Raw genomic sequence first — 24,555 nt, forward strand, 5'->3', positions numbered from 1 at the left:
GTCCTCTCGTTTTGCTCGGCGCGTCAGGAGATCGAGATCGAGATCGCGGGGTCGGTGAACCGGTTTGTGAACATCTGTTCCGCAGTCATGTCCGCCGGGACCTGATTGCCGCCCGATGCCAGCACCGGACCGAGGTCTGCAACGTTGCGGGCCGTGCGGGTTTCGTCGTACACGCCGAACGAGCCGTTGTCCTCGTTGGCGAGCAAGCCCTGGTCCCGGAGCAGATCGGCACTGAATGCTGCTTCGCCCTCACTGTAGGGCGAATACGTCTGGTCCTGCGAGACGACATCCACGATCACGTCGTTGGTGGCATCCGGAGCACTGATGTAGTCGACACCGGACTGCTGGATGATCGGGACGAGCTTCTGCAGGCAGGGCGAGAACTCTTCGAGCTTATCGGCGCGCACCGACATGTTCGACGCGTAGATGTCGTAGCCCGCATCCTTGATCAGGCCGTATCCGACCGGCTTGTTCCAGGCCGGCGTTTCTTCGGAGTAGGTGTACGGCTCGGAGTTCGCAAAGCCCTGCTGCGCGATGGAGGGGTCGCCGACAAAGCGGGCCGGCGCACCGTCGTAGCTGGTGTCGATCTGTGACTCCTTGAGCAGACCCTTGGCAACCATCCACTGGGGGAAGATCTGGTCCTTGGACACCACAACGGTCGCATCGCCGGCACCGACGTCGCCGACGGTCTTCCATTCCGGGTGCGTCGCGGGGTCCCACATCAAGATGGCGGGGCTGAACTTCAGCAGCGGTGTCACGCCGACCACCGGCTGCTCGGCGGCGGCCGAGACCAATTGATCGCCGTGGACAACCCCGAGCATGACGGAGTCGTCGACGTAGAGCTGCGAGGTGACGGACTGGAATCCGATCGCCGGACCACCCGATTTGAGGGTGATGTCGACGCCGGTGTCCTTACCGCCTGCCACCAGTGGACCGGTCACCGACTTGTCGTCGGTGTCCACTACATAGCCGGGTCCGAGCATCTCGAACAGCGCGCCCATGTCGGATTGCGGTTGCCATTGCAACTGGATGCCGACATTTGCCGGACAGACATCGGCAAGGTTCTGCGCTGCGGCCGCAGGTTCGATCGCCACCGACTCGGTCGGCTCTTCAGAGCTGAACGCACACGATGTCAGTCCCAGGGTGGTGGCGGCGATGACGGCGATGCCGATGTGTCGCCCGACGGGTGATCGCTTCATGATTCTCCTAATCCGGTCACATCAACCGGGTATTCGGTGGGGCACTGATGTCCGAATGACGGACGAGACCTGTTGCGGTGGTGTGTGATCCCGCAGCCGCGGGATTCCTTCGGTTGCACTCCCGAAGCACTATTGCATGTAATCAATTGAGTGTTGCGTCGATGTTACGGACCCTGTCATCTTGCCGAAATATGCCGAGAATCCGAGGTAACTGCAGGTGCAATCCGTGAAAGGCGGGACATGTCATCAATTCGTAACGCGAGGCAACCGTATCGTCATGCATGTAATCAATGATGTGAATGCCAGGAAAGACAGAAGTTGCATGTTGGTTGGAAGGTTGAGGCAACACATTGAGACTCGCGGATACGATGCAGGGCGCCGATGCGCGCCGGCTCACCAAGGGCATGCAGATGGTTTTCGACAATGTGGTGAAGACGTTCGACACCGGGACGGTCGCCATCGAGAAGGCCGATCTCGAAGTGCGCCGTGGTGACTTCGTCGCGGTGGTCGGGCCATCGGGATGTGGTAAGTCGACGCTGCTGCGGATGGCGGCCGGACTGGAGGTTCCGACGTCGGGATCTGTTGCCGTGGCCGGTGATTCAGTGGGGTTCATCTTTCAGGAGCCGACGCTGCTGCCATGGCGGAACGTCCGTGCCAACGTCGAACTCGCTGCCGAACTCGGCCATGAGAACAAGGCGGAGTACAAAGCGCGTGCGGCAGAAAGCATTCGGGCGGTCGGACTCGAACAGTTCGCGGACCAGCTCCCGAGAGCACTGTCCGGCGGTATGAAGATGAGAGTGTCGCTGGCACGTGCGCTGACGCTCTCCCCGGATGTGATGTTGCTGGACGAACCTTTCGGGGCGCTCGATGAGATGACCCGGCTCGAGATGCAGGTTGAACTCCAAAGGCTCTATACACAGCGGGAATTCACGGCGATGTTCATCACCCACTCGGTGTCCGAGGCGGTCTACCTCGCGAATCGTGTTGTTGTGATGACCCAGCGACCGGGACGTATCGCGGCGGTTCTGGACATCGACATGCCTTACCCGAGGGAACCCGAATTGCGTTTCGACCCCACGTTCACCGACCATGTCGCCGAGATCTCGGCGATGTTGCACAGGAGCAATCGATGACCGAGATCAATGCCACGCTGGACCTTTCCCGACGTATGCGGGTCGGCCACTTTCGTCAGGCAAACACCGTGACCCGCCGCGAGAGCCGACGCCACCTCCGGAGATTGACCGGGCTGGTGGTCTATCCGCTGCTCTCGCTACTGGGAGCTCTGGCGGCCTGGTCGGCCGTCAGCTACTGGGTGTTGGCCCCGGAAAGGCGTTTTTTGCTGCCACCGCCGATCGACGTGCTGCGGGACTCGCTGATGCAGCCCTCGCACCTGCAACCGATGCTCGAAGCGCTGGCGGTCACCGCCCAGGTTGCACTGGTCGGCTTCGTCGTAGCCGTACTCGTCGGAGTCGGGACCGGCGTGCTGATGAGTCAGGCGAAGTGGATCGAACGGATCGTCTACCCTTATGCCGTTGTACTGCAGGTGATCCCAATACTTGCCATCGTCCCGCTGATCGGATTGTGGTTCGGCTACGGCATGATGTCGCGGACGCTCGTCTGTGTCCTGATCGCCGCCTTCCCGATCATCACGAACACCCACTTCGGCATCGCGTCCGTCGACCGGGGTTTGCACGAACTCTTCACACTGTCGCGGGCCTCTCGCTGGGACCGCCTCGTCAAACTCGAGATGCGGGCAGCCATGCCGGCCATCATGACCGGTGTCCGCACGGCGGCGGGCCTCGTGGTCGTCGGCGCCGTCATCGGCGACATGTTCTTCGCCAAAGGTCAGCCGGGGATCGGCACATTGCTCGATGTGTATCGCGGCCGCCTGCAGTCCGACGATCTGATCGCGGCCATTGTCCTGGCCTCACTGTTCGGGGTTGCGGTCTTTGCGCTCACGGGCTTCTTGGCAAAGCTGGCCGTCGGTCGCTGGCACGAGTCCGGGAAGAACTGACGCGTCGGACCCTGCTGACTCGATGAACTCGATAGGAAAGTGAGAAATCATGGATGACAAGACCTTTCATGTGCCCACAATCGATATCACCTGCTACCGAACCGCTGATGCCCACTCTGATCCCGCGTGCGTCGCAGTCGCGGCCGAGCTCGACCGCGTGTGCCGAGACGTCGGGTTTGTCCAGGTGATCGGACACGGGATCGACGATTCCGTCATCGCTGATCTGATGGGTGCGCTTGATTCGTTCTTCAATCTGCCGCTGGCGGTGAAGAAGGAGTACCGCCGTGAGGCCTGGACGAATCGAGGCTACTCGGCACCGAAGTCGGAGTCGCTGAGCATGAGCCTGGGGATCCCCACCGCCAACCAGATGAACGACTTCTACGAGGCGTTCACAGTCGGTGTCGAGGCTGCGGAGTTCGCCGAGCTCGATCTGCCCGAGGCCAGTTACGCCTCGAACAACTGGCCCGATGCCGCACCGGGTTTCGAACCTGCGGTCCGGCGGTACTTCGCTGCGGCGCAGGAGTTGGCACGCACGTTGATGACCGTCTTCACCGACGCGTTGGGCCTGGAACCGGGATACTTCGACAACCTCATCGACCACTCGATCGAGGCCATGAAGATGAACAACTATGCCTTGCCGGAAGGTGATACCGAGTTCACCGGGGACCTCACCGGAATGGGTGCGCACACCGATTTCGGAATCCTGACGATCCTGTGTGCCGACCAGGTGCCAGGCCTGCAGGTTCTCGACCGCGACGGACGATGGCACGATGTGCAACCGGCCGATGGTGCGCTGTTGATCAACCTCGGCGACGCGATGGCCCGGTGGACAGGTGACCGCTGGATGTCGACGATTCATCGCGTCGACCCCCCGGTGATCGACGGGCAGATCCGGCGCCGGCGATCGGCCGCCTTCTTCTTCGACGGGAATCATGACGCCGTCATCGAGGCGCTGCCCGGGACCCTGGCGGATGGCGAAAAGGGATACGCTCCCATCACGATCGCCGAGAACATCGCGATGAAGGTGGCAGGCCTGCGAACGGGTGTGGCACCGGCAACCGACCTGAGGGAGACCGCTCGCGTGGCGGCCGCCGGAAACTGAAGAGGAGACAACCGCGATGACTGCTTCTGACCGTGCGCTTCTCACCGATTCGGTGCACGACGCGCTGCGAGAGATGATCTTCAACGGCGAACTCGAACCCGATAGCCCACTGAGTGTTCCGGCGCTGGCCGCACGACTGGACGTCAGTCGTACGCCGGTGCGCGAGGCCGTGCAGCAGTTGATCTACGAGGGACTCGCGTCCCACACCCGCAACGCCGGCGCCCGCGTGGCGTCGCTGGATGCCGACACCCTCAAATCGGTGTTCGAGGTGCGAGAGGTCCTCGACGGACTCGCCGCGTTCAACGCCGCGCTCGGGGCGGATAACGCCGCCGTCGACCAGATGCGCAAGATGGTGCAGGTGCAGCGGGAATTGTTGTCCGAGCCTCCCGATCAGCATCGGGATGCCTTGCTGGATCTGCAGTTTCATACCCTGATCCGTGATAACGCGGCCAATCGTCCGTTGAGTGAGGCGCTTTCGCGTCTGGATGGACAGTCGCACCTTTTTCGATCCGATATGTGGGTCACCGACCTGAATCGCCGGCTCGCGGTCTCCGAACACGACCGGATTGTGGCCGCCATCGAAGCCGGCAACGCCACTGCCGCACGCGAGGCCGCAAGCGCCCACGTCGCCGGTATCTACGTCCGGGCGCAACGGCTCTGACCGCTGCGACCCGTCATATTCATCAGATGAGGAAATTTGAACTGTGAAACATGCACTCCCGCAGACGGTGTCGTCCATTCGGGGAGCGACTCTCCCGGATGGGAACATCGTCGACGTCGATGTGGTGCGCGACGGTGACCATGCCGTGGTCGCCGCGCTGCGCACCGCAGATCCTTCCGACGTGGACGTCAGCTCACCGGGTGTGATCGACCTTCGCGGATATGTCCTGATGACCGCGCCCGCCGAGCCGCACGCACATCTGGACAAGGCGTTGTCGTGGGATGTGCTGCAGCCGCCGCTCGGTCATCTGCACGACGCCATCGCGAACTGGAAAGCAGGCAGTGCGGAATTTGACCAGGAGTCGTTTCGCACTCGCGCCCGCGCCGCCGCACTTGCGTTGGTACGCAACGGAACCACCGCCGTCCGTTCCCATGTCGACATCCTTTTCGGGGACGACCCGCTGCGCGGAATCCGCGCGGTCGACGAGGTACGTCGCGAGTTGCGCGGTCTCATCGACATCGAAATCGCCGCGCTGGCCAAGGTGTACGCGAGCGACGATCTCGTACACGCCGCCCTCGATGCCGGTGCCGATCTGGTCGGTGGGTCACCGCACAGCGCGCCGGACCCGATGGGGGACCTTCATCGTCTGCTCGATATCGCCGAACTGCGTGGTGTCGGGGTCGATTTGCATACGGACGAGTTCCTGGAAGGCGATCACCACACGATTGCAGCGTTTGCCGAGCGGGTCCGCAGCTGGCCGGTGGATCGGATCCGCACCGCCGGGCACTGCACCCGGCTGGGAACGATGTCGGCAGACGAACTCGGCGAACTGCTGCCGCTCATCGCATCGAGCGGGATCGGCGTGGTCGCGAATCCGATCACCAATCTCTATCTGCAGGGCCGCGACCACCCTGTTGCCACACCCCGCGGGATCACCGCAATCGGACCCCTGCGCGAGGCCGGGGTCTGTGTCGCGGCCGGCGCGGACAACGTGCGTGACCCGTTCAACCCGCTCGGCCGCAGCGACGCACTGGAAACGGCAGCCCTCGCCGTCGCCGCTGCACACGTACATCCGGACGTCGCGCTGGCGATGGTCACCGACGACGCCCGTCGGGTGATGGGGTTGCCCGTCGCGGGCGCGCGGGTCGGTGCCCGGGCAGAGTTCCTGGCGGTTCGCGGGACAGGAGTCCTCGACGTCATCGCCAACGCACCCGCCGACCGCGTGGTCATCCACGACGGACGTGTCGTGTCGATCAGCGAGACCCAGACCTGGACTGCACTGCCCTGACCGAAGATTCACAAGCGAGCCAGCTGTACAAGGACGAGCCAGAAATATGTGGCTCGTCTTCGTACAGCTGGCTCGTCTGCGGGGTGGGGTCAGGTGAACGTGGCGTCAAGCGCGGCGGCAAGGTCGGCGACGATGTCGTCGGGGTCTTCGAGGCCGATGGAGAACCGGAGATGGCCCCACGTGCGGAACTCTTCCGGATAGTGCTTCACCCGCGGACCACTCGTACCGACGTGGACGATCAGTGATTCATCGTGACCGAGTGAGACCGCTGACGTGATCATCCGCAGGTACGAGACGAACCGGTTCTGGGTGTCCGGATCACCCCTGACCGCGAACGCCATCATCGCGCCGTAGCCCCGTCCGCCGAATTGCCTGGTGGCCAGCTCATGCTGGGGATGGGACGTGAGGCCGGGGTACGCCACGTACGCAACCCGCTCATCGCGATCCAGGAACTCCGCGACCTGCGCGGCCGACTCGAGGTGACGCGCCATCCGCAGCGGCAAGGTGATGGACCCGCGGCTGATCAGCCAGGCATTGAACGGTGAGATCACGCCACCGACATCCACCATGGCGTCGGTCTTGATGGGATCGATCAGAGCCTTGGCGCCGAGTACCGCACCGCCCATGGCATCACCGTGGCCGTTGTAGTACTTCGTCAGCGAGTGCACCACCAGGTCCGCACCCTCGGACAGCGGCCGGTACAGCGGCGGCGGAGTGAAAGTCGAGTCGACGACCACCAGAGCGCCCGCGGCATGCGCGATCTCGGCGACCGCGCCGATATCGGTGACCTTGGTGGTCGGGTTGGCGATCGCTTCGATATGAACCAGGCGAGTGTTGGGGCGCAGCGCCGCCCGCACGGAGTCGAGGTCCGAGGCATCGACGAATGTGGCTTCGATGCCGTACTTGCGTGGCAGGAGCTCGGTGAACAGGCGGAACGTCGCCTCGTAGGTCACGTCGGCGATCAGCACATGATCCCCGGATTCCAGGTGGGTGAAGAACACGGCATGCAGCGCGGCCACCCCCGAGGCCAGGACCACCGCGTCTTCGGCACCTTCGAGGGACGCCAGCTTGTGCTGCAGCGCAATCTGATTGGCGCCGGAGTTACGGGTGTAGAGCGGAATCTCCGTACCCGACCAGCTGACCTGCGACGGGTCATCGGGCAACGCATACGAATTGGCCATCACGATCGGTGTCCGAATTGCCCCGGAGCCCTTGTCGATGCTGTTGCCGGCGTGAACTGCGCGGCTCGAGAAGCCGAGCGTGGAGGGATCGTGGTTGTCCGGGCGTGCCATGTCCTCAGGGTAGGAGGCGGCCGACGTCGCCGGGTGTCGCGACGCGCCCGTCCGGCGCCGATCTAACCCGGAACAGATGACGACGAAGGACGCGTTCGTGGTTGAAGATTGTGTTTGAGGTCGTGGTGAACCTCGACGAATGCAACGGTCGGAGCTGTCATATGAAGATCGCGGTGCTCGGTGCGAATGGTGCTGTCGGGGCGAGAATTGTCGACAAGTTGCGTGGTCGTGGACACGAGGTGGTCCGGGTCGGGCGTAATCCGGACTCGAACGACGTGGTGGTTGACCTTGTCCGGTCCGGCGGGGAGGCGTACCGCGAGGCAGTCGACGGCATGGATGTGGTGGTCAACGCGTCGGGGATCGAGGATCCTGCGCTCGCGAAGGATGCGGGGGCAGCGCGGTTTGTCGACATCAGCGCCACCCCGAGATATCTCGAGACGATCATGGCCGCGCCCGCCGCGGGTGGTGTGCTGACCTGTGTGGGGCTGGCCCCCGGTCTGTCGACCATCATGGCCACGGCGCTTGCGGCCGACTCGACCGACGGCGTCGACATCGGGCTGATGCTCGGAGCGGGTGAACCCCATGGCCGGGGCTCGGTGGAGTGGACGGTCGGACTACTCGGGACGACGTTCACCGATTATGCGTCGGGGGTCAGGATCCGGAACCTGGCCCGGTCAAGGGTGCTGGAAGGTCCCCACGGCAGTCGAAAGCGCTACGTACGCACAAACTTTCCCGACCACCTCGCAATCGATGTCGATGGACCGCACGTGGCCAACTACCTCACACTGAGTTCGGGGCCGGCGACGCTGGCGCTGCGGTTCGCTGCACTTGTACCCAGCCTGGGCCGACCGATGCTGAGGAAGGTTCACCCGCGTGGGAGCGACGAGTGGTCGGTGCTGGTCCGCAACCGCAACACCGGTCGGTGGTTGTACACGTCGGGGCACAATCAGTCCGAGGCGACGGCCACCATCACCGTTGCCGCCATCGAAGCCGCACAGGGACGGATCGATCCGGTGTTGCTGAGCTGCGATGTTCTCGACACCAACGCCCTGCATGCGCACTGGGGCATCATGATTCGAGCGGGCCGCTAGCGGTTTCGACGACCTCGGATTTCCGGCGATCTGGTTGTCGGAGGGCGCTGATAGAAATATTCCATGGGTTCGGGGGTGGCAGATCTGATCAACCGTATCGAGGGCATGGCTCTTGATGCGGAGGAGATCGTTGCTGTCCGTGAGATGTTGTCGCGCAGGCTTGTTGATGTTTCGCTGGCGATGTTGTCGGACAAAGAAACCGTCGAACTCGCGCAAGTTGTGGAGATGCAGACCCGTCGTGATGAAGCCGTGAAGGTCCGGATAGCGGTGGAGTTGCGGGAGCGGTCGGTCGCGGCGAAGCAGGGTCTCAAGCACAACAAGTTCTTGCGTCACCAGCTACGCATCTCGGCGACCCAGGCCAGTGCCCGATCGAAACGCGCTGAACGCGTGGGCCAATGGCACACAACGTCCGGTGAGGTCACGTCGCCGGTGTATCCGAACACCTGGTCCGCGTTGCGGGACGGCGCGATCGGGATCGCCCACTACAACGTCATCGATGAAGTGCTGCGGGCGTTGCCGGGCACAATTCGTAGTGACTTGGCTCTGTGGTCCGAGGGCGAACGGCTGATGGCCGAAGCCGCCCGCACCATGGATCCCGATGAGTTGAAGAGGGTGGGTCTGCATCTGCATGCGTATCTGAATCCGGATGGCGAGTTCGATGATGTCGACCGGGCGCAAAAACGCGACCTGAAAGTGTCCAAACAGGGTGCTGACCATATGGCCGGCATCTCCGGCACTCTCGACCCGGCCACCAAAGCGTTGTGGGACATCGTCGCCGCGAAGTGGGCCGCGCAGGGCATGAACAACCCGAACGATCCGGACTCACCCACCGGCAGCGCAGACAAGGCGGATGCCGAGACGCTCCAGGCCGCAGCGAAACGTGACACCCGTACTCCCGGGCAGCGCAATCATGATGCGTTCACACGGTTGATGGAAATGGTGGTCGGGCAAGGCATCCTCGGTCAGCACCGTGGTCTACCCGCTCAGGTCATCGTCACGATGACCCTGGAGCAACTCGAGGCCGAAGCGGGCCTGGCGACCACCGCCTCCGGCGGGGTGCTGCCGGTCCGCGATGCCCTGCGCCTGGCCGGTGTGAGCCGTAAGTTCCTGGCACTGCTCGACGACAAACACCGCGCCCTGTTCCTAGGCCGGGAAAAACGTTTGGCGACCGCGTATCAACGCCTGGCGTTGATTGCCGCCGAACGGGGATGTTCACGCCCTGGCTGTGATGCGCCCGCGACGGAAACCGCGGTGCATCACATGGTCGAGTACTCCAAAGGTGGTCGCACCGACATCATCGTCCTGACCCTGGTCTGCGGTCCCGATCACGGCCACATCCATGATGGCGATACCGGCTGGATCACCGAGATCATCAACGACGGCACCGGCCCGCCGGGTTGGCAGGGCCGAGTCGGGTGGCGGCAGCGAGGAACCCTGGATTCGCCGCAACCCAACAACACTCATTTCCCGGAGAGGTACTTCACGAATCCGGAGATGTGGAACCCGGACAGCGACGCCGACGCCGAATGGTTCAAACAACGCGCCCGCGCGGCATTCGAGAAGAAGGCCGCCGAGGCACCGGTATACAACATCGACTTCGGGTGGCGAGACTTCGAGTGGCCCAGCGCTGCCTAGGGCAGCAGGTTCATCCGGCGGGCCATGACCACGGCTTCATGCCGGTTGTGGACGTCCAATTTCTGCATCGCGCTGCGCAAGTAGCTCTTCACCGTCTCGGACCGGAGCGAAAGTGTCTTGGCGGCTTCGGCATTGGTGCACCCGAGGGCAACCACCGCCAGAACATCGATCTCCCGCCGGGACAGATTGACGTCCGGTGGTGGTTCGGTCGCGTCACCGCCGAGAACGCGGGCGAGCCGGTCGGACAGTTCGCGGGCCCGGCCCCCTTCGGCAGGTTCGATCCGGGTGGCCAGATCCCGGAGCTGGGCGTGGATGCTGCGAAGTTCCTCGACCATTGACGAATCGGGGAACGTGGCGGTGTTCCCGGCTGCGGAAACCAACATCCGGGTCCGTCGATCCACCTCGTCGCGCACCGCGATCTCCACCGCGAGGCGCCGGCTCGCGGCGATCACCGAGTCGGCGGTCCGGCCGCCGATGGGTGACGCATCGCGCCTCGCCGCGTAGAGCACGGCCCGGGTTGTCGCGTCGACCACCACAGGGACCGCCAGCACCGACCGCAGACCTTCCCCCAGCACCGGTCCGTCGTAGTCGTGAGTGATCGCCGACGCATTGCCGTAGTCGGACACTGCCGCCGCTCGGCGCCGCTCGATCACTCGGCCACCCAGGCCCGACGCCGGGATCACGGTCAGTCCACGCAATCCGTTGGTGCGGACACCGACGAACTCGGTGAGCAGAAGTGTGCCCTCGTGTACCTCGCCGCCGAACAGGACGGGAGTCTCCGATGCCGTCGCCAAAGCCCGCATTGCGTCTCGGAGTGCGTCGGTATCGCGAGGTCGCAGCAGCGGATGTCGGACAGTCATCGGGGGTCACCCCTTTTCGGGGGTAGCGGGAAGATTATTGTGACGTGGATCCTACTCGGGAGAAGTAGTGTCGTGACCAGTGAGGATTCAAAAAACATGATTGCCACAACTGATCGGGTCAGCGAATTGCTGGCGCAGTACGACGTCCCCGAGGCCTGCGCCGCAGACCTCCTGTGTGATCGGCACCCGGCCGACGCCGTGGCGTTCACGGTTGTCGAGACAGACGATGCCGGAAATCTGGTCACCGAAGACCTGACATATGGCCATCTGCGCGAGCAGTCGTCGAAGTTTGCTGCCGCCCTCGCAGCCCTCGGTGTGGAGCCGGGCGACCGGGTGGCAAGCCTGATGAGCAAGTCGGCCGATCTCGTGGTCGCGGCGTTGGGAGTCTGGCGGCGCGGAGCGGTCTACGTCCCGCTGTTCACCGCGTTCGCGTCCCCGGCAATTGCCTTTCGCCTGACCAACAGTGGCGCCAAGATCGTGATCTCCGACCTCGATCAGCTGCACAAGCTGGCCCCGGGTGATGACATGCCTGCTGATGCTCCCTGGCGGGTGATCGCGGCCGGTGAGTCCGCGGACCACGAGCTGCAGCTGGCGACCCTGATCGCGGCCCACGATGCCGACGAGCCGGGCAGCGCGGCGGTCGCGGTCGGTGGCGACGGACCGCTGGTCGAACTGTTCACCAGCGGCACCACCGGACAGCCGAAAGGTGTCCCCATCCCCGTCCGGGCGCTGGCATCGTTCCACGCGTACCAGGAGTTCGGGCTCGACGTGCGTCCCGGTGATGTGTTCTGGAATGCTGCGGATCCGGGCTGGGCCTATGGCCTCTACTACGCGATTCTCGGCCCTCTGGCGAGCGGCACCCGCAGCATCTTGCTGCACGCCGGATTCTCACCGGCCCTGACATGGAAGGTGCTCGAGCAACTCGGCGTCACCAACTTCGCTGCCGCCCCGACCGTTTACCGTGCCTTACGGGCCGACGACGGTGCGGTTCCGTCCATCGCGCTGCGGCGTGCGTCGTCCGCGGGTGAACCGCTGACCCCCGACGTGGTCGGCTGGTCGCAAGAGGTGCTCGGCGTCACAGTGCGCGACCACTACGGGCAGACAGAACACGGCATGTTCATCGTCAACGCCTGGCACGACGATCTGCTGGCCGACGTGCCCGCAGGTTCGATGGGTCGGGCGTTGCCCGGTTGGTCCTGCGCCGTGCTCGAGGAGCACACCGACGCAGTGGCCCCGGCAGGGACTGTGGGCCGGGTTGCGATCGACACCACCGCGAGCGACATGCTCTGGTTCACCGGATACCAGAACGCGCCGGAGAAGACCGCCGGCCGGTACACCGACGACGGTCGCTGGTACATCACCGGGGACTGCGGATCGGTCGACGAGAACGGTTTTTACACCTTCTCGGCCCGCGACGACGATGTGATCATCATGGCCGGTTACCGAATCGGCCCCTTCGACGTGGAAAGTGTCCTCGTCATGCACGAGGCGGTGTCCGAGGCCGCGGTTGTCGGCAAGCCGGACGAACTGCGCGGTGAGGTGCTCGAAGCGTATGTGGTGCTCCGGGATCCGTCAGCGGCGTCGGCCGAACTCGAAAAAGAGCTCCAGCAGCTGGTCAAGACGAAATTTGCGGCCCACGCCTTCCCGCGCAAGGTGCACTTCATCGAGTCGCTGCCCAAGACACCGAGCGGCAAGGTCCAGCGCTTCCTGCTGCGTAAGAGCTGACCGTACAGAGAACACAACAATGGCCCGCCGATATCGGCGGGCCATTGTCATCGGTAGATCAGCGCGGTGTGCGTTCCTGCGCACGTTGCACCGCAGGATCGATCACCTGGTCGGAGAAGATCGGCTGCGGAATCCGCGGCGCGTCCTTGGGGCTCTGTGCGGCGGGCTCGGAACGGATCGTCTCGCGGTGCGAGAACAGTTCGGGTTCGTGCATGGTTACTACTTTCTTCGTGGCGGTGCGGCTCTCGCGGTGTCGTGCGTGCGCACGGGATCTGCGCAAGAGCTGCCGGGTGTCGCCGGCGACCGTGGTCTGGAGAGACTCACTCGAGAATCTCTTCGAGATTCCCCACGGTGCCGGGAAAAATGGTGATCAAACGTCATCCGGCTATCGGCGATTCACAAGGTTCCGAGATGTCGGTTTCGAGGAAGTTCGACGAAAATTGCCGGTGGTGGATGTATCCGACCACTTCAGTGTACGGGTAAACCAGTGGAACCCGCTGTATTGGGCACAACTGCCCTACAGCGGTGCGGCGAAATGTGGTGCAGTAGACGTGCCATAGGCGTTGACCGGTAGATGCCCGGCGCGATTGCATGGAACGCGACGTGAACAAGGAGGTTCTGGCCATGAGCACCACGATTGTCGTCGGAGTAGACGGTTCGGATTCTGCCCTCGAGTCGGTTATCTGGGCGGCGAAAGCTGCGGAGCGGCAACGTAAACCATTGTTGATTGTGGGTGCGTACGAGACTCAGGGTGCACTGTATGCACCGGCACTGGTGATTCCGCAGGATGTCATCGACATCATCCGGCAAGAGGCACACGACAACGTCGACAAGGCGGCCGCGAAGGCTCGGGACATCGCGCCTGGGGTCGACGTGAAAACCAAAGTCGCAGAAGGGCGCGCCGGGACCGTGTTGGTCGAGGAATCGCACCACGCGTCGCTGGTTGTGGTCGGCAGCCGAGGGCTCGGCGGGGTGAAAGGGATCTTTCTCGGTTCAGTGGGTGTGAATCTCGTCGCACACGCCTCATGTCCGGTTCTCGTCTACGCGGGTGCGGGTGGAACAGGGCCGGTTGTGGTCGGTCTCGACGGATCCGCGGTCAGCGAAGGCGCTGTCGCAGCGGCCTTTGAGCAGGCATCATTCCTGAACACGGGCCTTTTGGTGGTCCACACCTGGACGGATCTGGCCTCCGACGCGCTGTACGGCTACGGACTCGAACTCGATCAGCTGCAGGAACTGGCCGACGACGCGCGGGAGGTCGTTGCCGAGCGGGTCGCCGGTTTTGGTGTCGACTATCCCGATGTCGAGGTCACGCGGGTGATCGTGCCCGACGGTCCGGCGCATCAACTCGTCGAACATGCCAAGGATGCCCAGTTGCTGGTGGTCGGAAGTCGCGGTCGTGGCGGTTTTGCGGGTCTGCTCCTCGGATCCACCAGCCAGGCAGTCCTGCACCGGGCCACCTGTCCCGTACTGGTCGTGAAGCCGCCGCCCGAGGGCTGACACGCTTCATCTGCAGGGCTCGGCTGAAAGTTCCTGTTGGTGCCCGATCTGCGCCGGTGTCCGCTCCGCGGGCGCCGGCGTTGCCGGCTGTGGTGGATGCGGCAGTTTCGGCAGGAATGCCGAGATCACCAGGGCCGTAATCAGCAAACCCAGTGTCAGCAGATAGGTGTCGGCGACTGCGCTCGCGAGATCCGGTGCCGCCGTGATCCGTTCGTCGGGTGACAATCGAAGTGCTCCGGCCATGCCGGTGTCGTCGAGCGCTTCGACCCGACCGTTGAACAGGGTGGTCAGAACGGTGGCACTCAGTGCCGCGCCGATCGCCGCCGCAAATTGATTGCCAGTGGTGAGAATGGTTGTGCCCGAGGCGATCGCCGGACCTGAAATGCCGCGGAGCGACGCTGCCATCAGCGGCACCAGTGTGGCGCCGATACCGATACCCATGATCACACCGATGCCGACGAGCGTGAGATGGGGCGTGTCCTCGTCGAGTGTTGTCGTCATCAGGGTCATCGCGACCACCGTGGCGCTGAGCCCGAACCAGACCACCCGGCGCGGATCGATACGATCGACGAGTCTTCCCGCGATTTGAACCACCAGGCCGGTGGTGACCGCCTGGCCGATCACAATCAGTCCGGCTGTCGTGGCGCTGTCGCCGCGGACGGCCTGAATGTAGATGGGCCCGATCAACATTGATCCGAAATAAGCGCCTGCAACCAGGTACAGGCTGCCTGCACCGACGGCCAGTGACCGTCGCTTGAGCAGTCGTAGGTCGAGCAGTGGGCGCTGCGATCGAAGCGTCCGGACCACAAACAGGGCCAGGAGTCCGAGGCCGCAGCCCGCCGGGATCAGGACCTGGGCCGATATCGGATCACCGTGGTCGCCGGCCTGCGCCAACCCGAAGACGAGCAATGCGCCGCCCGGAGCCAGAGCGGCCAGAGCCACCCAGTCGAGACCGGCACGATCGGTTCCCGACTGCCGGGGAAAGAGTCTGGCGGCCAGCGTGATGGCAGCGATTCCGATCGGCACGTTGATCAGGAACAGGGACCGCCAGCCGACGTTGTCCACCAGAAGTCCACCGGCCGTAGGTCCCAGGACGGGGCCGATCAAAAGAGGCAGTGAGAGCCACCCCATCAGCCTGCCGCGATGCCGTTCGTCGACCATCTGAAGGGCAATGGTCATCCCGACCGGTTGCAGGTATCCACCACCGAGTCCTTGAACCGCTCGAAAGGCGATGAGACTCTGGATGTTCCAGGCCAGGCCGGCCAGCGCCGAGCCGCTGACAAACAAGACGAGTGCGCGACCTTCTTCGCGCGGAGATCCATTCTCAGGCGGCTCCTTCGTCGCGTGCCCCGCGTTCGGGTTTGAGTAGTTCGGCCCACCAGATCAATTCGTCCATCGCGCCCCGGGTCGACGCGATCGCGTCTTCGTCGAGGACGAGCCGGCCGTCGGTGATGTGGTCCCACGGGGCATGGACGACCACACCGTTGCGGGTTCCCACCGAATACACCTCGGCGAAGACCGCACGCAGATGTTCAGCTGCACGCAGGCCACCGGACATGCCGCCATAGGACACAATCGTCACCGGCTTGTGCTTCCACTGGGTCCCGTGGGCATCGATCAGGATCTTCAGGTCACCGGGATAGGAGTGGTTGTATTCCGGTGTGACGACGATGAATCCGTCGGCCATCTCCAGTAATTCGGTGGTGTGTGGGCCGGTGGGTTCGGCGAGGTCGATGATTTCGACGTCGATTCCGTATGGAGCCACCTGGTCGACAAACCACTGCGCCACGGTGGGCCCGATGCGGCCGGACCGCACGCTTGCGATGATCAGAATGAATTTGAGTTGTGTCGGTTTCATGCGACCAGTGTTCAAGTTCAAGCTAACTTGAAGTCAAGGTACGATGTGAAAATGGCACTGAAAAAGTTGGAATTGACGGTAGGGGAGTTGGCAATCCGGGCCGGCGTGGCGCCATCGGCCGTGAGATATTACGAGGACCGCGGACTGATTTTCAGCCGCCGCACGTCCGGTAACCAGCGTCGATATCACCGGGCGATGTTGCGGAGGGTGGCGTTCATCCGGGCCTCTCAGGCGGCGGGGATCCCGCTGGCGACCATTGGGTCGGTCCTGGAGGTTCTCGGTGAACACGAGTCGCCGACGAAGGCGATGTGGCACAAGGCGTCGATGCGGTGGGTGGAAGATCTCGACGAGCGGATCGCGCTGCTGCAACGGATGCGCGATCTGATGGACGGCTGTGTCGGGTGTGGCTGCCTGTCCATGCGGGCCTGTCAGCTCCTCAATCCGGGCGATGTCTTCGCCCAGCAGGGAATCGGCACCAACCGGTTGCTCACGCAGGAGTGCGAGGAGAAGCTCGAAGGCGCCGAGCGCGCGGGGTGCGCCACCGTGGCGCCGGGTTCAGCCGGCTGAGTCCGCGCCGGCCTCGAGGTCGGCGATGATCAGCTTGCCGTGGGTTTTCATCATTGCGTCGGTGGCGCCGCGGACACGGGCCGGATTCGGATCCGACAGCAGTTCGTACAGTCGTTCGGGCACGATCTGCCAGCTGAGACCGAAAGGATCCTTCAGCCAGCCACATTCTGACTCGATGCCGCCGTTTGCGGTCAGCGCATTCCAGTAGTAATCGACTTCTTCCTGCGAACTGCACCGGACTGCGAATGACACCGCCTCGGAGAACGTGAACTCCGGTCCGGCATTGATGCCCTCGAATGTATGGCCGGACAACGTGAACGTGGCGGCCAAAATGCTCCCGGCCGGTCCGGGTCCGTCCTCTCCGACATACATGATGTTGTCGATGGACGAATCGGGGAATGTCTCGGTGTACAGCTTCATCGCTGCTTCGATGTTCTGGTTGAACCATAGCGACGGGATGATGGCGGGCATTGTCAGATCCTTCGGGTCATGGCGGACGGATGGACTGCTGGTCACAGATATCGACTGTGCGGTGGCCGAAAAATCATCGGCGATACCTCGGGCGACGTACCCCGGATCGCACCCGATTTCGATGCGGGCCGAATCGTGATCGTCTTGGCCCCGATTCTTGGTCCTTCTCGCACTGTGAGATCCGGAGTTGCGCATTACGCTGTGTGATACCGCATCGGCATTGGATCGGAGGGTGAGCAAATATGAGTGCACAATCGCTTCCCGGACCTGATGAGCGCGTCTGCTGGCCGACAGTGCAGACGGCAAACATCGACGAGTATGCGCAGGTAATAGGCATGCTTGCCGAGAACATTGCGGCCGATTCGTTGTCAGATCCGCAGGACTTCAGCCGTCAGGCCCGCCTCGCCGCGGCGCTGCTGCCGGCGCCGATCCGTGAGCTGCTGCTCGACTTCCTGGTCGAGGGCGATGGCGGACTGCTCCTACAAGGGCTGGACGTCGGGGAGATCGGTGAAACCCCAGCTGCCGCAGTGGGTGCACCGACTCGGCACACCGGCATGGCCAGGCAATCAGCGCTGCTGCTCTCCAGCATCGTGCATCTGGTGGGGTATCGGCCCGAGTGCCGCGGCGAGCTCGTTCAGACCCTGGTGCCCATCCGACGTCATCAGCGCCGTCAGATGTCGACCGGTAGCGCCGTGAACCTCGAAAGTCATACAGAGCAGTGTCACAACCTGCGGACCCGACCTGATTTCATTGCACTCGGGTGCCTGCGGGGCGACCCGACCGCGGCAACATATCTGCTGTCTGCGCGCCAGTTGCAGGATCTGCTTCCGGTCCGGACCGTCGCGCTCCTCCGCGACCCCGTGTTCTACACGCGGGTGGACGGATCGTTTGTCGACGGCGGGGTTCCGGACGAGGTACGTGGACCGATCCCGGTGCTCAGCGGTTCGTGGGAAGACCCGGTGATCACCTATGACGAAGATCTGATGTCGACGGACAGCACCGAACACGCTGCTGCACTGGCCGCGGTGAAGTCCGTGTGGCAGGTGCATCACAGCGAAATTGTTTTGCGCCCAGGCGATTTGTTCATCCTCGACAACAGTCGTGCCATCCACGGGCGTAGTTCCTTTGCCCCGCGGTGGGACGGCAACGATCGTTGGTTGTGCAGGCTTCAGGGCCTGTGCAATTTGGCGGTGTCCCGGTTCGCCCGCGGAGACCGGTCACCGATCATCGAGATCGAAGGCTGCTGACCGGCGCCGGCCCGGGGTCAATCGGTGACGGTTCTGCTCACTGTCACGGGCACGCCGTTGAGAGCCGCATTTCCTGAGAGCTCGTCGAGGCGAAGGGGATCGGTGACATCGTTGACGCTCGGGGCATCGATGAGACCGGCCACGGCGAGGCGAACACCATCCTGATTCTGACCGAAACCATGGGGCAGACTCACCACACCCGGCATGATGTCGTCGCTTTCGGCAACGGTCACCTCCACACTGCCGGCCGCAGATTTCAGCATCACCTGGTCTCCGGAACACAGTCCGCCCGCGGCAAGGTCTTTCGGATGCATCAACAAGTGATACCGCGGGTGGCCCTTGGACAGACGCACTGAGTTGTTCATCCACGAATTGTTCGACCGCAGGTGGCGTCGGCCGATCAGCAACAGTTCGTCGTCGGCGGTCGCCACCAGGTCTGTGTGCATGCGAGCCAGGTCTCCGGTGATCAGCGACGGCGCCAGATCGACTGTGCGCGAGGCTGCCACGAGTTTGCGGCTCAATCCGGGACGAAGTGGCCCGAGATCCCGTCCCGATGGTGCGGCAAGGAGCTTGCGCACCGTCAGATGGCCGGGACCGGTGTGCAGCAACACATTCAGCAACATGCGCGAACTCGCCCTTGCCCGCACGGTCGGGACAAGCTGCTTCGGTAGTCGGCGTAGGCGTTCGATGAACCCCTTGTCCGCGGAGCGGGCCCGTGCCAGGCCACGGCTGAGATCCCCGAAGATCTCCCAATCATGTTTTGCATCACGTGATTTCTCGATCACGGCGGGCGAGAACCTGGCGGTGTTGCGCACGGCGAGTTGGTGGAAGATGAGATCGTAGTGGTCGCGTTCGAGGATCATCGTCGGTGGCAGGATGACATCGGCGTGGCGGGTGGTCTCGTTGACGTAGAAGTCGAGCGACACCATGAAATCGAGTCCGTCGAGTGCTCGCCCCAGACGACCACCGCCGGGGGTCGACGAGACGGGATTGCCGGCGATCGTGATCAGGGTCCGGATCTGGCCGGTGCCTTCGGTCACGATCTCGTCGATGAGTGTGGCAACCGGGAGTTCACCGCCGAACTCGGGCAGGTCCCTGACCCGGCTGCGCCATTTGTCGAAATGGCCTCGGCCGCTGAGCTTTCGGGCGACCAGGTCGATCTCGGGGTCGGTGAGCAATGTGCCGCCGACCCGGTCGAGGTTGCCGGTGACGGCATTGATCACCTGGATCGCCCACTGGCACACTGTTCCGAATCGTTGCGTCGACACCCCCATGCGTCCGTAGATCGCGGCGCGCTGTGCGGTTCCGAAATAGGTTGCCATCGAACGGATGTCGGTGGCGTCGATGCCGGTGATCGGGCCGGCCCACTCGGGGGTGGTGGTCGCGCAGAGTGCCCGGACCTCGTCGAGGCCGGACAACGGCAGGTGTTCGATCCGCTCGGGCGAGATCCCACGCTCGTGGACGAGTACGTGCAACATGGCCATCAGCAGTGCGGCATCGGTGCCGGGACGGATGAAGTGGTGCGTATCCGCGATGGCCGCGGTCTCGGTGCGGCGGGGGTCGATGACAACGAGTTGTCCGCCGCGACGGCGTAGTTCGCGCATCCGGGTACGGAAGTCCGGTGCGGTCATCATCGAGCCGTTCGACACCATCGGGTTGGCCCCGATGACCAGCAGATGTTCGGTGTGGTCGAGGTCGGGTACCGGGATCTGTAACTGGTGGCCGTACATGAGGTGGGCGACCAACTGGATCGGCAGTTGATCGACCGACGTCGCCGAGAACATGTTGCGCGTACCGACCGCCTTCACAAAGGGCAGTCCATGGGTGACGGTTCCCAGACTGTGCACACTCGGGTTGCCCGTGTAGATTCCAACCGCATTGCGGCCGTGTTGTTTCTGGGTCGAGACGATCTTGCCGGCGACCAGTTCGATTGCGGCCTGCCAGCTGATCGGCTCCCAGCCACCGTCGGCTGTTTTGCGTATGGGAGTCCGCAGCCGGTCGGGATCGGCGTGCAGATCGGCGAGCGCGGTGGCCTTGGGACAGATGTGGCCCCGGGACAGCGGATCGTTGCGGTCGCCGCGGATCTCGACGACGCGGTTGCCGTCGGTGGTCACCTGAAGACCGCAGATGGCTTCACAGAGATTGCAGACACTGTGGCTGGTGGACGTCATGTTTCCCTAGTGTAGGCGTGGCGGGGGGTCAGAAGACTGCGATACCGAACCTGCGCCGGATCCGCACGTCGGCGAGCATGACGTCGTTGAGGCCTCGGACGATGCGTGCCATCACCCAGTCGGTCTGGCGGTACACGGCCAGCACCTGGTGGTAGAGCTGATCGTCCCGGGCAGACCATGTCCACCCCATCGCCTCACGGAACGGCGCGGGAAGTGCGCCCTTGGTCATGAACAATTGTGGTCGGCCCAGTGCCTTGTGAAGTGCCTTGCCGCCGATTCCCAGCGGGCCGGTGAGGAAGCTGAGGTCGGCGAGCGAGGTCAGCATCTCGCGCACCGCCGGGTCGATATGGATACCCCGGACCTGTTCTTCCCAGTAGACCTCGAAAGCGGAGCGGTCGGCAGGCCACATCGTCGGACGCACGTTCAGAGTGGTGCCCAGGCGCGCGGCGTCGAGGTAGATGGCATCGGCCGTCTCGGTGTCGAGTGGACCGTACAAGAACTCGTACTGGTCGACGTAGTAGCGGTAGAGGCAGGCGGCCACCCACAGTTGGAGCTCAGGGCTGTTGGCGCTGTAGGAGACCTCGGCCCCCGGCTTCGACGTGACCTGGCTGTGGACGTGATGGAGCTGCTCGCGGATGTAGGCGACGTCGTCGTCGGTGCCGCCGATCGCCACGGCCAGGTACTGGCCGGTGGTGCGGGCTCGCTTGATCGGATGCTCGAACGCACTGCCGCGTTTGACCGGGCTCTCGAGAACGCCATGACCCACGCCGGGCGAGGCGAGCTGCATGATGACGTTGGCGGCGGTCATCGTGCTGCCCAAGGAAGTGATGAGATCCAGGGTTCTCCGGGGTTTTTTCCGCATCACACGCTCCTGGGCCGGGTGCACAGCAATGTGCACACATCGGTTATCAGATGATAACTCAAATCGATAGGGAGCCGGTGGACTTCGACGATTGCGGTGGGCTATCCGCGGGGTCCGGTGTGACCGGCCTCTGGGCGAGGCGGTAGTTTTTGTGCCGTGAAGCAGATACCCCGCGAGATATGGGTTCTGCTCAGCGCCAACGTCGTCATCGCCCTCGGTTTCGGTCTGATCGCCCCGGCGCTGCCGATGTTCGCGCGCAGTTTCAACGTCGGCATCACCGCAGCGGCCGTGGTCATTTCGTCCTTCTCCGTCATGCGACTGTTGTTCGCACCCGTCAGCGGACGGCTCGTGCGATTGCTGGGCGAACGCCGGATCTACCTGACCGGTCTATTGATCGTCGCGGCCTCGACCCTGGCAACCGCCTTTGCGCAGAACTACTGGCAGCTCCTGATCTTCCGCGGGCTCGGTGGCATCGGTTCGACGATGTTCTCGATCTCGGCGACGGCCCTGATGATCCGGCTGGCGCCGCCCGATATCCGCGGACGGGTCTCGGGCTACTTCAGCGCCGGATTCCTCCTCGGCAACATCACCGGTCCCTTGCTCGGCAGCGCATTGATCGGATTCGGGCTGCGGATGCCGTTCGTCGTGTATTCCATCGCTCTGATCGTTGCGTCGACCGTTGTTGCCACCCAGCTTCGGTCGGTGGGTGGCCGACCGCTGCCCGGCAGCGACAGCCACGTCGCGATGCCGATGTCCGAAGCATTGCGAGACAGCGCGTATCGCGCGATCCTGGCCTCCAGCTTCACGCAGGGCTGGGCATCGATGGGTGTTCGTGTCGCCCTGGTGCCACTGTTCATCGTGGAAGATCTCGATCAGCCCCCATCGGTCACCGGGGTGGTGCTGGCCGTGTATGCGGCGGGCAACGTGCTCGCGATCATCGTGGCCGGCCGTCTCTCCGACACTCTGGGGCGACGGCCGATCATGCTCCCCGGACTGCTGTTGATGGGCACCTCGACCGCGGTCCTCGGATACAGCGGCAACATCTGGACCGCCGGAGCCCTGACCTTTGTGGCGGGCATCGGCTCGGGACTGTTTGCCCCGACCCATCAGGCCGCACTCGCCGACGTACTCGCCGGTCGCGGGCAAGGCGGACCGGCACTGGCGACATATCAGATGACTGCGGATGTCGGGGCGATCAGCGGTCCGATCATCGCTGGGTTCATCGCACAACAGTGGGGTTTCGGTCTGGCTTTTGTGGTGACGGGTGGGGTCGCGTTCGTCGCGACGATCTTCTGGGTACTGGCCCGCGAGACCTTGCCCGCACGCATCGCAGACAACCTGCAGGCGAACGAGGTCTGACCGCACTACCGTTGATGTATGTCGCAGATGGGGAGTTCTGAGCAACCGGTTCTGGGTTCCGACTCGGAGGTCGGTCGACTGCGGGCCGTGATGCTGCATCGGCCAGGTGACGAACTCCGACGACTCACGCCCCGAAACAGCGACCAATTGTTGTTCGACGGCCTGCCCTGGGTGGACCGGGCGCAGGAGGAACACGACGCGTTTGCCGACGTGCTGCGCGAACGTGACGTCGAGGTGCTGCTGCTCGGTGATCTGCTGACCGAGACCGTCAAGATCAGCGGCGCGGCCCGGATGCAGGGGATCGCCGCGGCGGTCAGCCCGCGGCGACTCGGCCACCATCTGGCGCAGGATCTGTCCGCCGAATTGCGACGTCTACCGGCGGTTGACCTGGCCCGGGTCCTGATGGCGGGGATGACATTCGACGAGTTGCCCGAATCTGCGGCGACCGTGCGGTCGTCCCTGGTGTGGCGAATGCACCATGGATCCGAGTTCGCGATCGAACCGCTACCGAACCTGTTGTTCACCCGCGACAGTTCGTTCTGGATCGGTGACAGATTCGCGATCACCTCGCTCGCGCTACCGGCCCGGGTGCGCGAGACGTCCCTGACCGACCTCATCTATGCGCACCACCCACGGTTTCTCGGGGTGCGCCGGGCATACGAATCGCACACCGCGCCCGTCGAGGGCGGCGACGTGTTGCTGCTCGCCCCGGGTGTGGTGGCGGTCGGAGTGGGGGAGCGGACCACCCCGGCGGGCGCGGAAGCCCTGGCGCGCAGTCTGTTCGACGATGACCTCGCGCATACGGTGCTGGCGGTGCCGATCGAGCAGCGCCGGGCATCAATGCATCTCGACACCGTGTGCACCATGGTCGACACCGACGCGGTGGTGATGTACGCGGCCATCCAGGATTCGTTGTCCGCGTTCACCATTCGTCGGGGCGAGAACGTGTCGATCACCGGCCCGGAACCATTTGTCGACGCGGCCGCCGTGGCGATGGGCATCGACAAACTCCGGGTGATCGACACCGCACTCGACGCGGTCACCGCCGAACGCGAACAGTGGGACGACGGGAACAACACTCTCGCACTGTCGCCGGGTGTGGTTGTCGCCTACGACCGCAACGTCGAAACCAATCGGCGGCTGGAGGATTCGGGCGTCGAAGTTCTCACCATCGCCGGTAGCGAGCTGGGTTCGGGTCGCGGCGGGCCACGATGTATGTCGTGCCCCGTGTCGCGGGATCGGCTGTAGTCATGGCGGCCGACATCAGCATCGCGCTCACGATCGACCCGGATTCCGATGTGGCGCCGTACGAACAGGTACGTCGCGGTGTCATCCAACTGGTCAACTCCGGTGAACTCCTGGCCGGGAGCCGGATTCCCACGGTCCGGGCGCTGGCATCTGCGCTTGATCTCGCGCCCAATACGGTTGCCCGTTCGTATCGTGAACTCGAGGCCGAGGACATCATCGAAACCCGTGGCCGGAAGGGATCTTTTGTGAAGGCGCACCCGGAATCGACGCTGCAGCGCGCGGGAGAACTGACTGTGGAGTACGTTTCGGCACTGCGACAGCTGGGCGTCGACGATGACCGGATCAAATCGTTGCTGGACAAGGCTTTGCGCAGGTGAACGTGGTGGAGTTGGCTTCGGGGCGTTACGG

Annotated in this window: 22 protein-coding genes and 1 pseudogene; 14 read left to right on the forward strand and 9 right to left on the reverse strand. The window is 63.8% G+C overall.

Features of this window, described 5'->3' with window-relative positions; translation table 11 throughout:
- Positions 1-23 precede the first annotated feature (23 nt).
- Positions 24-1,199: a hypothetical protein gene (locus H290_RS0126015; RefSeq protein WP_020109798.1), complete on the reverse strand. Its 1,176-nt coding sequence runs from the start codon at positions 1,197-1,199 to the stop codon at positions 24-26.
- Between the two features lie 350 nt (positions 1,200-1,549).
- On the opposite strand from H290_RS0126015, the gene H290_RS0126020 reads away from it, so the two are divergent.
- Genes H290_RS0126020 through H290_RS0126040 form a run of 5 tightly spaced genes read left to right on the forward strand, consistent with a single transcriptional unit; the run spans position 1,550 to position 6,264 of the window.
- Positions 1,550-2,332, forward strand: a complete 783-nt coding sequence (locus H290_RS0126020; protein WP_028463710.1) for an ABC transporter ATP-binding protein — start codon at positions 1,550-1,552, stop codon at positions 2,330-2,332.
- Positions 2,329-3,213 carry an ABC transporter permease gene (locus H290_RS0126025; RefSeq protein WP_028463711.1) on the forward strand — a complete coding sequence of 295 codons (885 nt, stop codon included), beginning with the start codon at positions 2,329-2,331 and terminating at the stop codon, positions 3,211-3,213. Before H290_RS0126020 ends, H290_RS0126025 begins: the two co-directional genes overlap by 4 nt.
- A gap of 49 nt (positions 3,214-3,262) precedes the next feature.
- Positions 3,263-4,315 carry an isopenicillin N synthase family oxygenase gene (locus tag H290_RS0126030; protein ID WP_020109800.1) on the forward strand — a complete coding sequence of 351 codons (1,053 nt, stop codon included), beginning with the start codon at positions 3,263-3,265 and terminating at the stop codon, positions 4,313-4,315.
- A 16-nt stretch (positions 4,316-4,331) separates the two neighbouring features.
- Entirely contained in the window at positions 4,332-4,976 is a 645-nt protein-coding gene (locus tag H290_RS0126035; protein ID WP_020109801.1) for a GntR family transcriptional regulator, read from the forward strand.
- 43 nt (positions 4,977-5,019) lie between these two features.
- On the forward strand, positions 5,020-6,264 hold the full coding sequence (locus H290_RS0126040) for an amidohydrolase family protein (RefSeq protein ID WP_020109802.1): 1,245 nt from the start codon (positions 5,020-5,022) through the stop codon (positions 6,262-6,264).
- An 89-nt stretch (positions 6,265-6,353) separates the two neighbouring features.
- Here H290_RS0126040 and H290_RS0126045 read toward each other — a convergent pair whose 3' ends face one another.
- The gene (locus tag H290_RS0126045) at positions 6,354-7,556 is read right to left on the reverse strand and encodes a PLP-dependent aspartate aminotransferase family protein (protein ID WP_020109803.1); all 1,203 of its coding nucleotides are present in this window, start codon (positions 7,554-7,556) and stop codon (positions 6,354-6,356) included.
- Positions 7,557-7,666: 110 nt separating this feature from the next.
- Between H290_RS0126045 and H290_RS29850 the strand changes: the two genes are divergently transcribed.
- Both H290_RS29850 and H290_RS29855 read left to right on the forward strand, forming a co-directional pair.
- On the forward strand, positions 7,667-8,647 hold the full coding sequence (locus H290_RS29850; protein ID WP_020109804.1) for an NAD(P)H-binding protein: 981 nt from the start codon (positions 7,667-7,669) through the stop codon (positions 8,645-8,647).
- Between the two features lie 63 nt (positions 8,648-8,710).
- Positions 8,711-10,282, forward strand: a complete 1,572-nt coding sequence (locus H290_RS29855; protein WP_020109805.1) for an HNH endonuclease signature motif containing protein — start codon at positions 8,711-8,713, stop codon at positions 10,280-10,282.
- Here H290_RS29855 and H290_RS0126060 read toward each other — a convergent pair.
- Entirely contained in the window at positions 10,279-11,142 is an 864-nt protein-coding gene (locus tag H290_RS0126060; protein ID WP_028463712.1) for a LuxR C-terminal-related transcriptional regulator, read from the reverse strand. The two genes, H290_RS29855 and H290_RS0126060, sit on opposite strands and share 4 nt — an antisense overlap.
- Positions 11,143-11,238: 96 nt before the next feature.
- Between H290_RS0126060 and H290_RS0126065 the strand changes: the two genes are divergently transcribed.
- The gene (locus tag H290_RS0126065; RefSeq protein WP_036520382.1) at positions 11,239-12,867 is read left to right on the forward strand and encodes an AMP-binding protein; all 1,629 of its coding nucleotides are present in this window, start codon (positions 11,239-11,241) and stop codon (positions 12,865-12,867) included.
- A gap of 58 nt (positions 12,868-12,925) precedes the next feature.
- Here the strand turns inward: H290_RS0126065 and H290_RS31355 are convergent, their stop codons facing one another.
- Positions 12,926-13,081: a hypothetical protein gene (locus H290_RS31355; RefSeq protein WP_020109808.1), complete on the reverse strand. Its 156-nt coding sequence runs from the start codon at positions 13,079-13,081 to the stop codon at positions 12,926-12,928.
- Between the two features lie 410 nt (positions 13,082-13,491).
- Between H290_RS31355 and H290_RS0126075 the strand changes: the two genes are divergently transcribed.
- Positions 13,492-14,364, forward strand: a complete 873-nt coding sequence (locus H290_RS0126075; RefSeq protein ID WP_036520384.1) for a universal stress protein — start codon at positions 13,492-13,494, stop codon at positions 14,362-14,364.
- A gap of 6 nt (positions 14,365-14,370) precedes the next feature.
- Here the strand turns inward: H290_RS0126075 and H290_RS0126080 are convergent, their stop codons facing one another.
- Complete coding sequence (locus H290_RS0126080; protein WP_020109810.1) at positions 14,371-15,651, reverse strand: DHA2 family efflux MFS transporter permease subunit; 1,281 nt, start codon at positions 15,649-15,651, stop codon at positions 14,371-14,373.
- Positions 15,652-15,688: 37 nt separating this feature from the next.
- Positions 15,689-16,237 carry an NADPH-dependent FMN reductase gene (locus tag H290_RS0126085; RefSeq protein WP_369758849.1) on the reverse strand — a complete coding sequence of 183 codons (549 nt, stop codon included), beginning with the start codon at positions 16,235-16,237 and terminating at the stop codon, positions 15,689-15,691.
- A 36-nt stretch (positions 16,238-16,273) separates the two neighbouring features.
- On the opposite strand from H290_RS0126085, the pseudogene soxR reads away from it, so the two are divergent.
- Positions 16,274-16,717, forward strand: a pseudogene (soxR, locus tag H290_RS29860) (redox-sensitive transcriptional activator SoxR); the annotation flags it as partial.
- A gap of 60 nt (positions 16,718-16,777) precedes the next feature.
- Here soxR and H290_RS0126095 read toward each other — a convergent pair.
- Positions 16,778-17,260 carry a VOC family protein gene (locus H290_RS0126095; RefSeq protein WP_028463713.1) on the reverse strand — a complete coding sequence of 161 codons (483 nt, stop codon included), beginning with the start codon at positions 17,258-17,260 and terminating at the stop codon, positions 16,778-16,780.
- Between the two features lie 242 nt (positions 17,261-17,502).
- Between H290_RS0126095 and H290_RS0126100 the strand changes: the two genes are divergently transcribed.
- On the forward strand, positions 17,503-18,507 hold the full coding sequence (locus H290_RS0126100) for a TauD/TfdA family dioxygenase (protein WP_081631731.1): 1,005 nt from the start codon (positions 17,503-17,505) through the stop codon (positions 18,505-18,507).
- A 17-nt stretch (positions 18,508-18,524) separates the two neighbouring features.
- Here H290_RS0126100 and H290_RS0126105 read toward each other — a convergent pair whose 3' ends face one another.
- Positions 18,525-20,678, reverse strand: coding sequence for a molybdopterin-dependent oxidoreductase (locus tag H290_RS0126105; RefSeq protein WP_020109815.1), 2,154 nt, complete (start codon positions 20,676-20,678; stop codon positions 18,525-18,527).
- A gap of 28 nt (positions 20,679-20,706) precedes the next feature.
- A complete protein-coding gene (locus H290_RS0126110) occupies positions 20,707-21,540 on the reverse strand; it encodes an oxygenase MpaB family protein (RefSeq protein WP_036520387.1) in 834 nt (277 codons plus the stop codon).
- Between the two features lie 156 nt (positions 21,541-21,696).
- Between H290_RS0126110 and H290_RS0126115 the strand changes: the two genes are divergently transcribed.
- Genes H290_RS0126115 through H290_RS0126125 form a run of 3 tightly spaced genes read left to right on the forward strand, consistent with a single transcriptional unit; the run spans position 21,697 to position 24,524 of the window.
- Positions 21,697-22,899 carry an MFS transporter gene (locus H290_RS0126115; protein ID WP_020109817.1) on the forward strand — a complete coding sequence of 401 codons (1,203 nt, stop codon included), beginning with the start codon at positions 21,697-21,699 and terminating at the stop codon, positions 22,897-22,899.
- A gap of 27 nt (positions 22,900-22,926) precedes the next feature.
- A complete protein-coding gene (locus tag H290_RS0126120; RefSeq protein ID WP_028463716.1) occupies positions 22,927-24,147 on the forward strand; it encodes an arginine deiminase in 1,221 nt (406 codons plus the stop codon).
- A gap of 2 nt (positions 24,148-24,149) precedes the next feature.
- Complete coding sequence (locus tag H290_RS0126125; protein ID WP_020109819.1) at positions 24,150-24,524, forward strand: GntR family transcriptional regulator; 375 nt, start codon at positions 24,150-24,152, stop codon at positions 24,522-24,524.
- Positions 24,525-24,555: the final 31 nt, after the last annotated feature.

Origin of the sequence: Nocardia sp. 348MFTsu5.1 (assembly GCF_000383535.1) — a bacterium.
In the GTDB taxonomy this organism is placed as follows: domain Bacteria; phylum Actinomycetota; class Actinomycetes; order Mycobacteriales; family Mycobacteriaceae; genus Williamsia; species Williamsia faeni.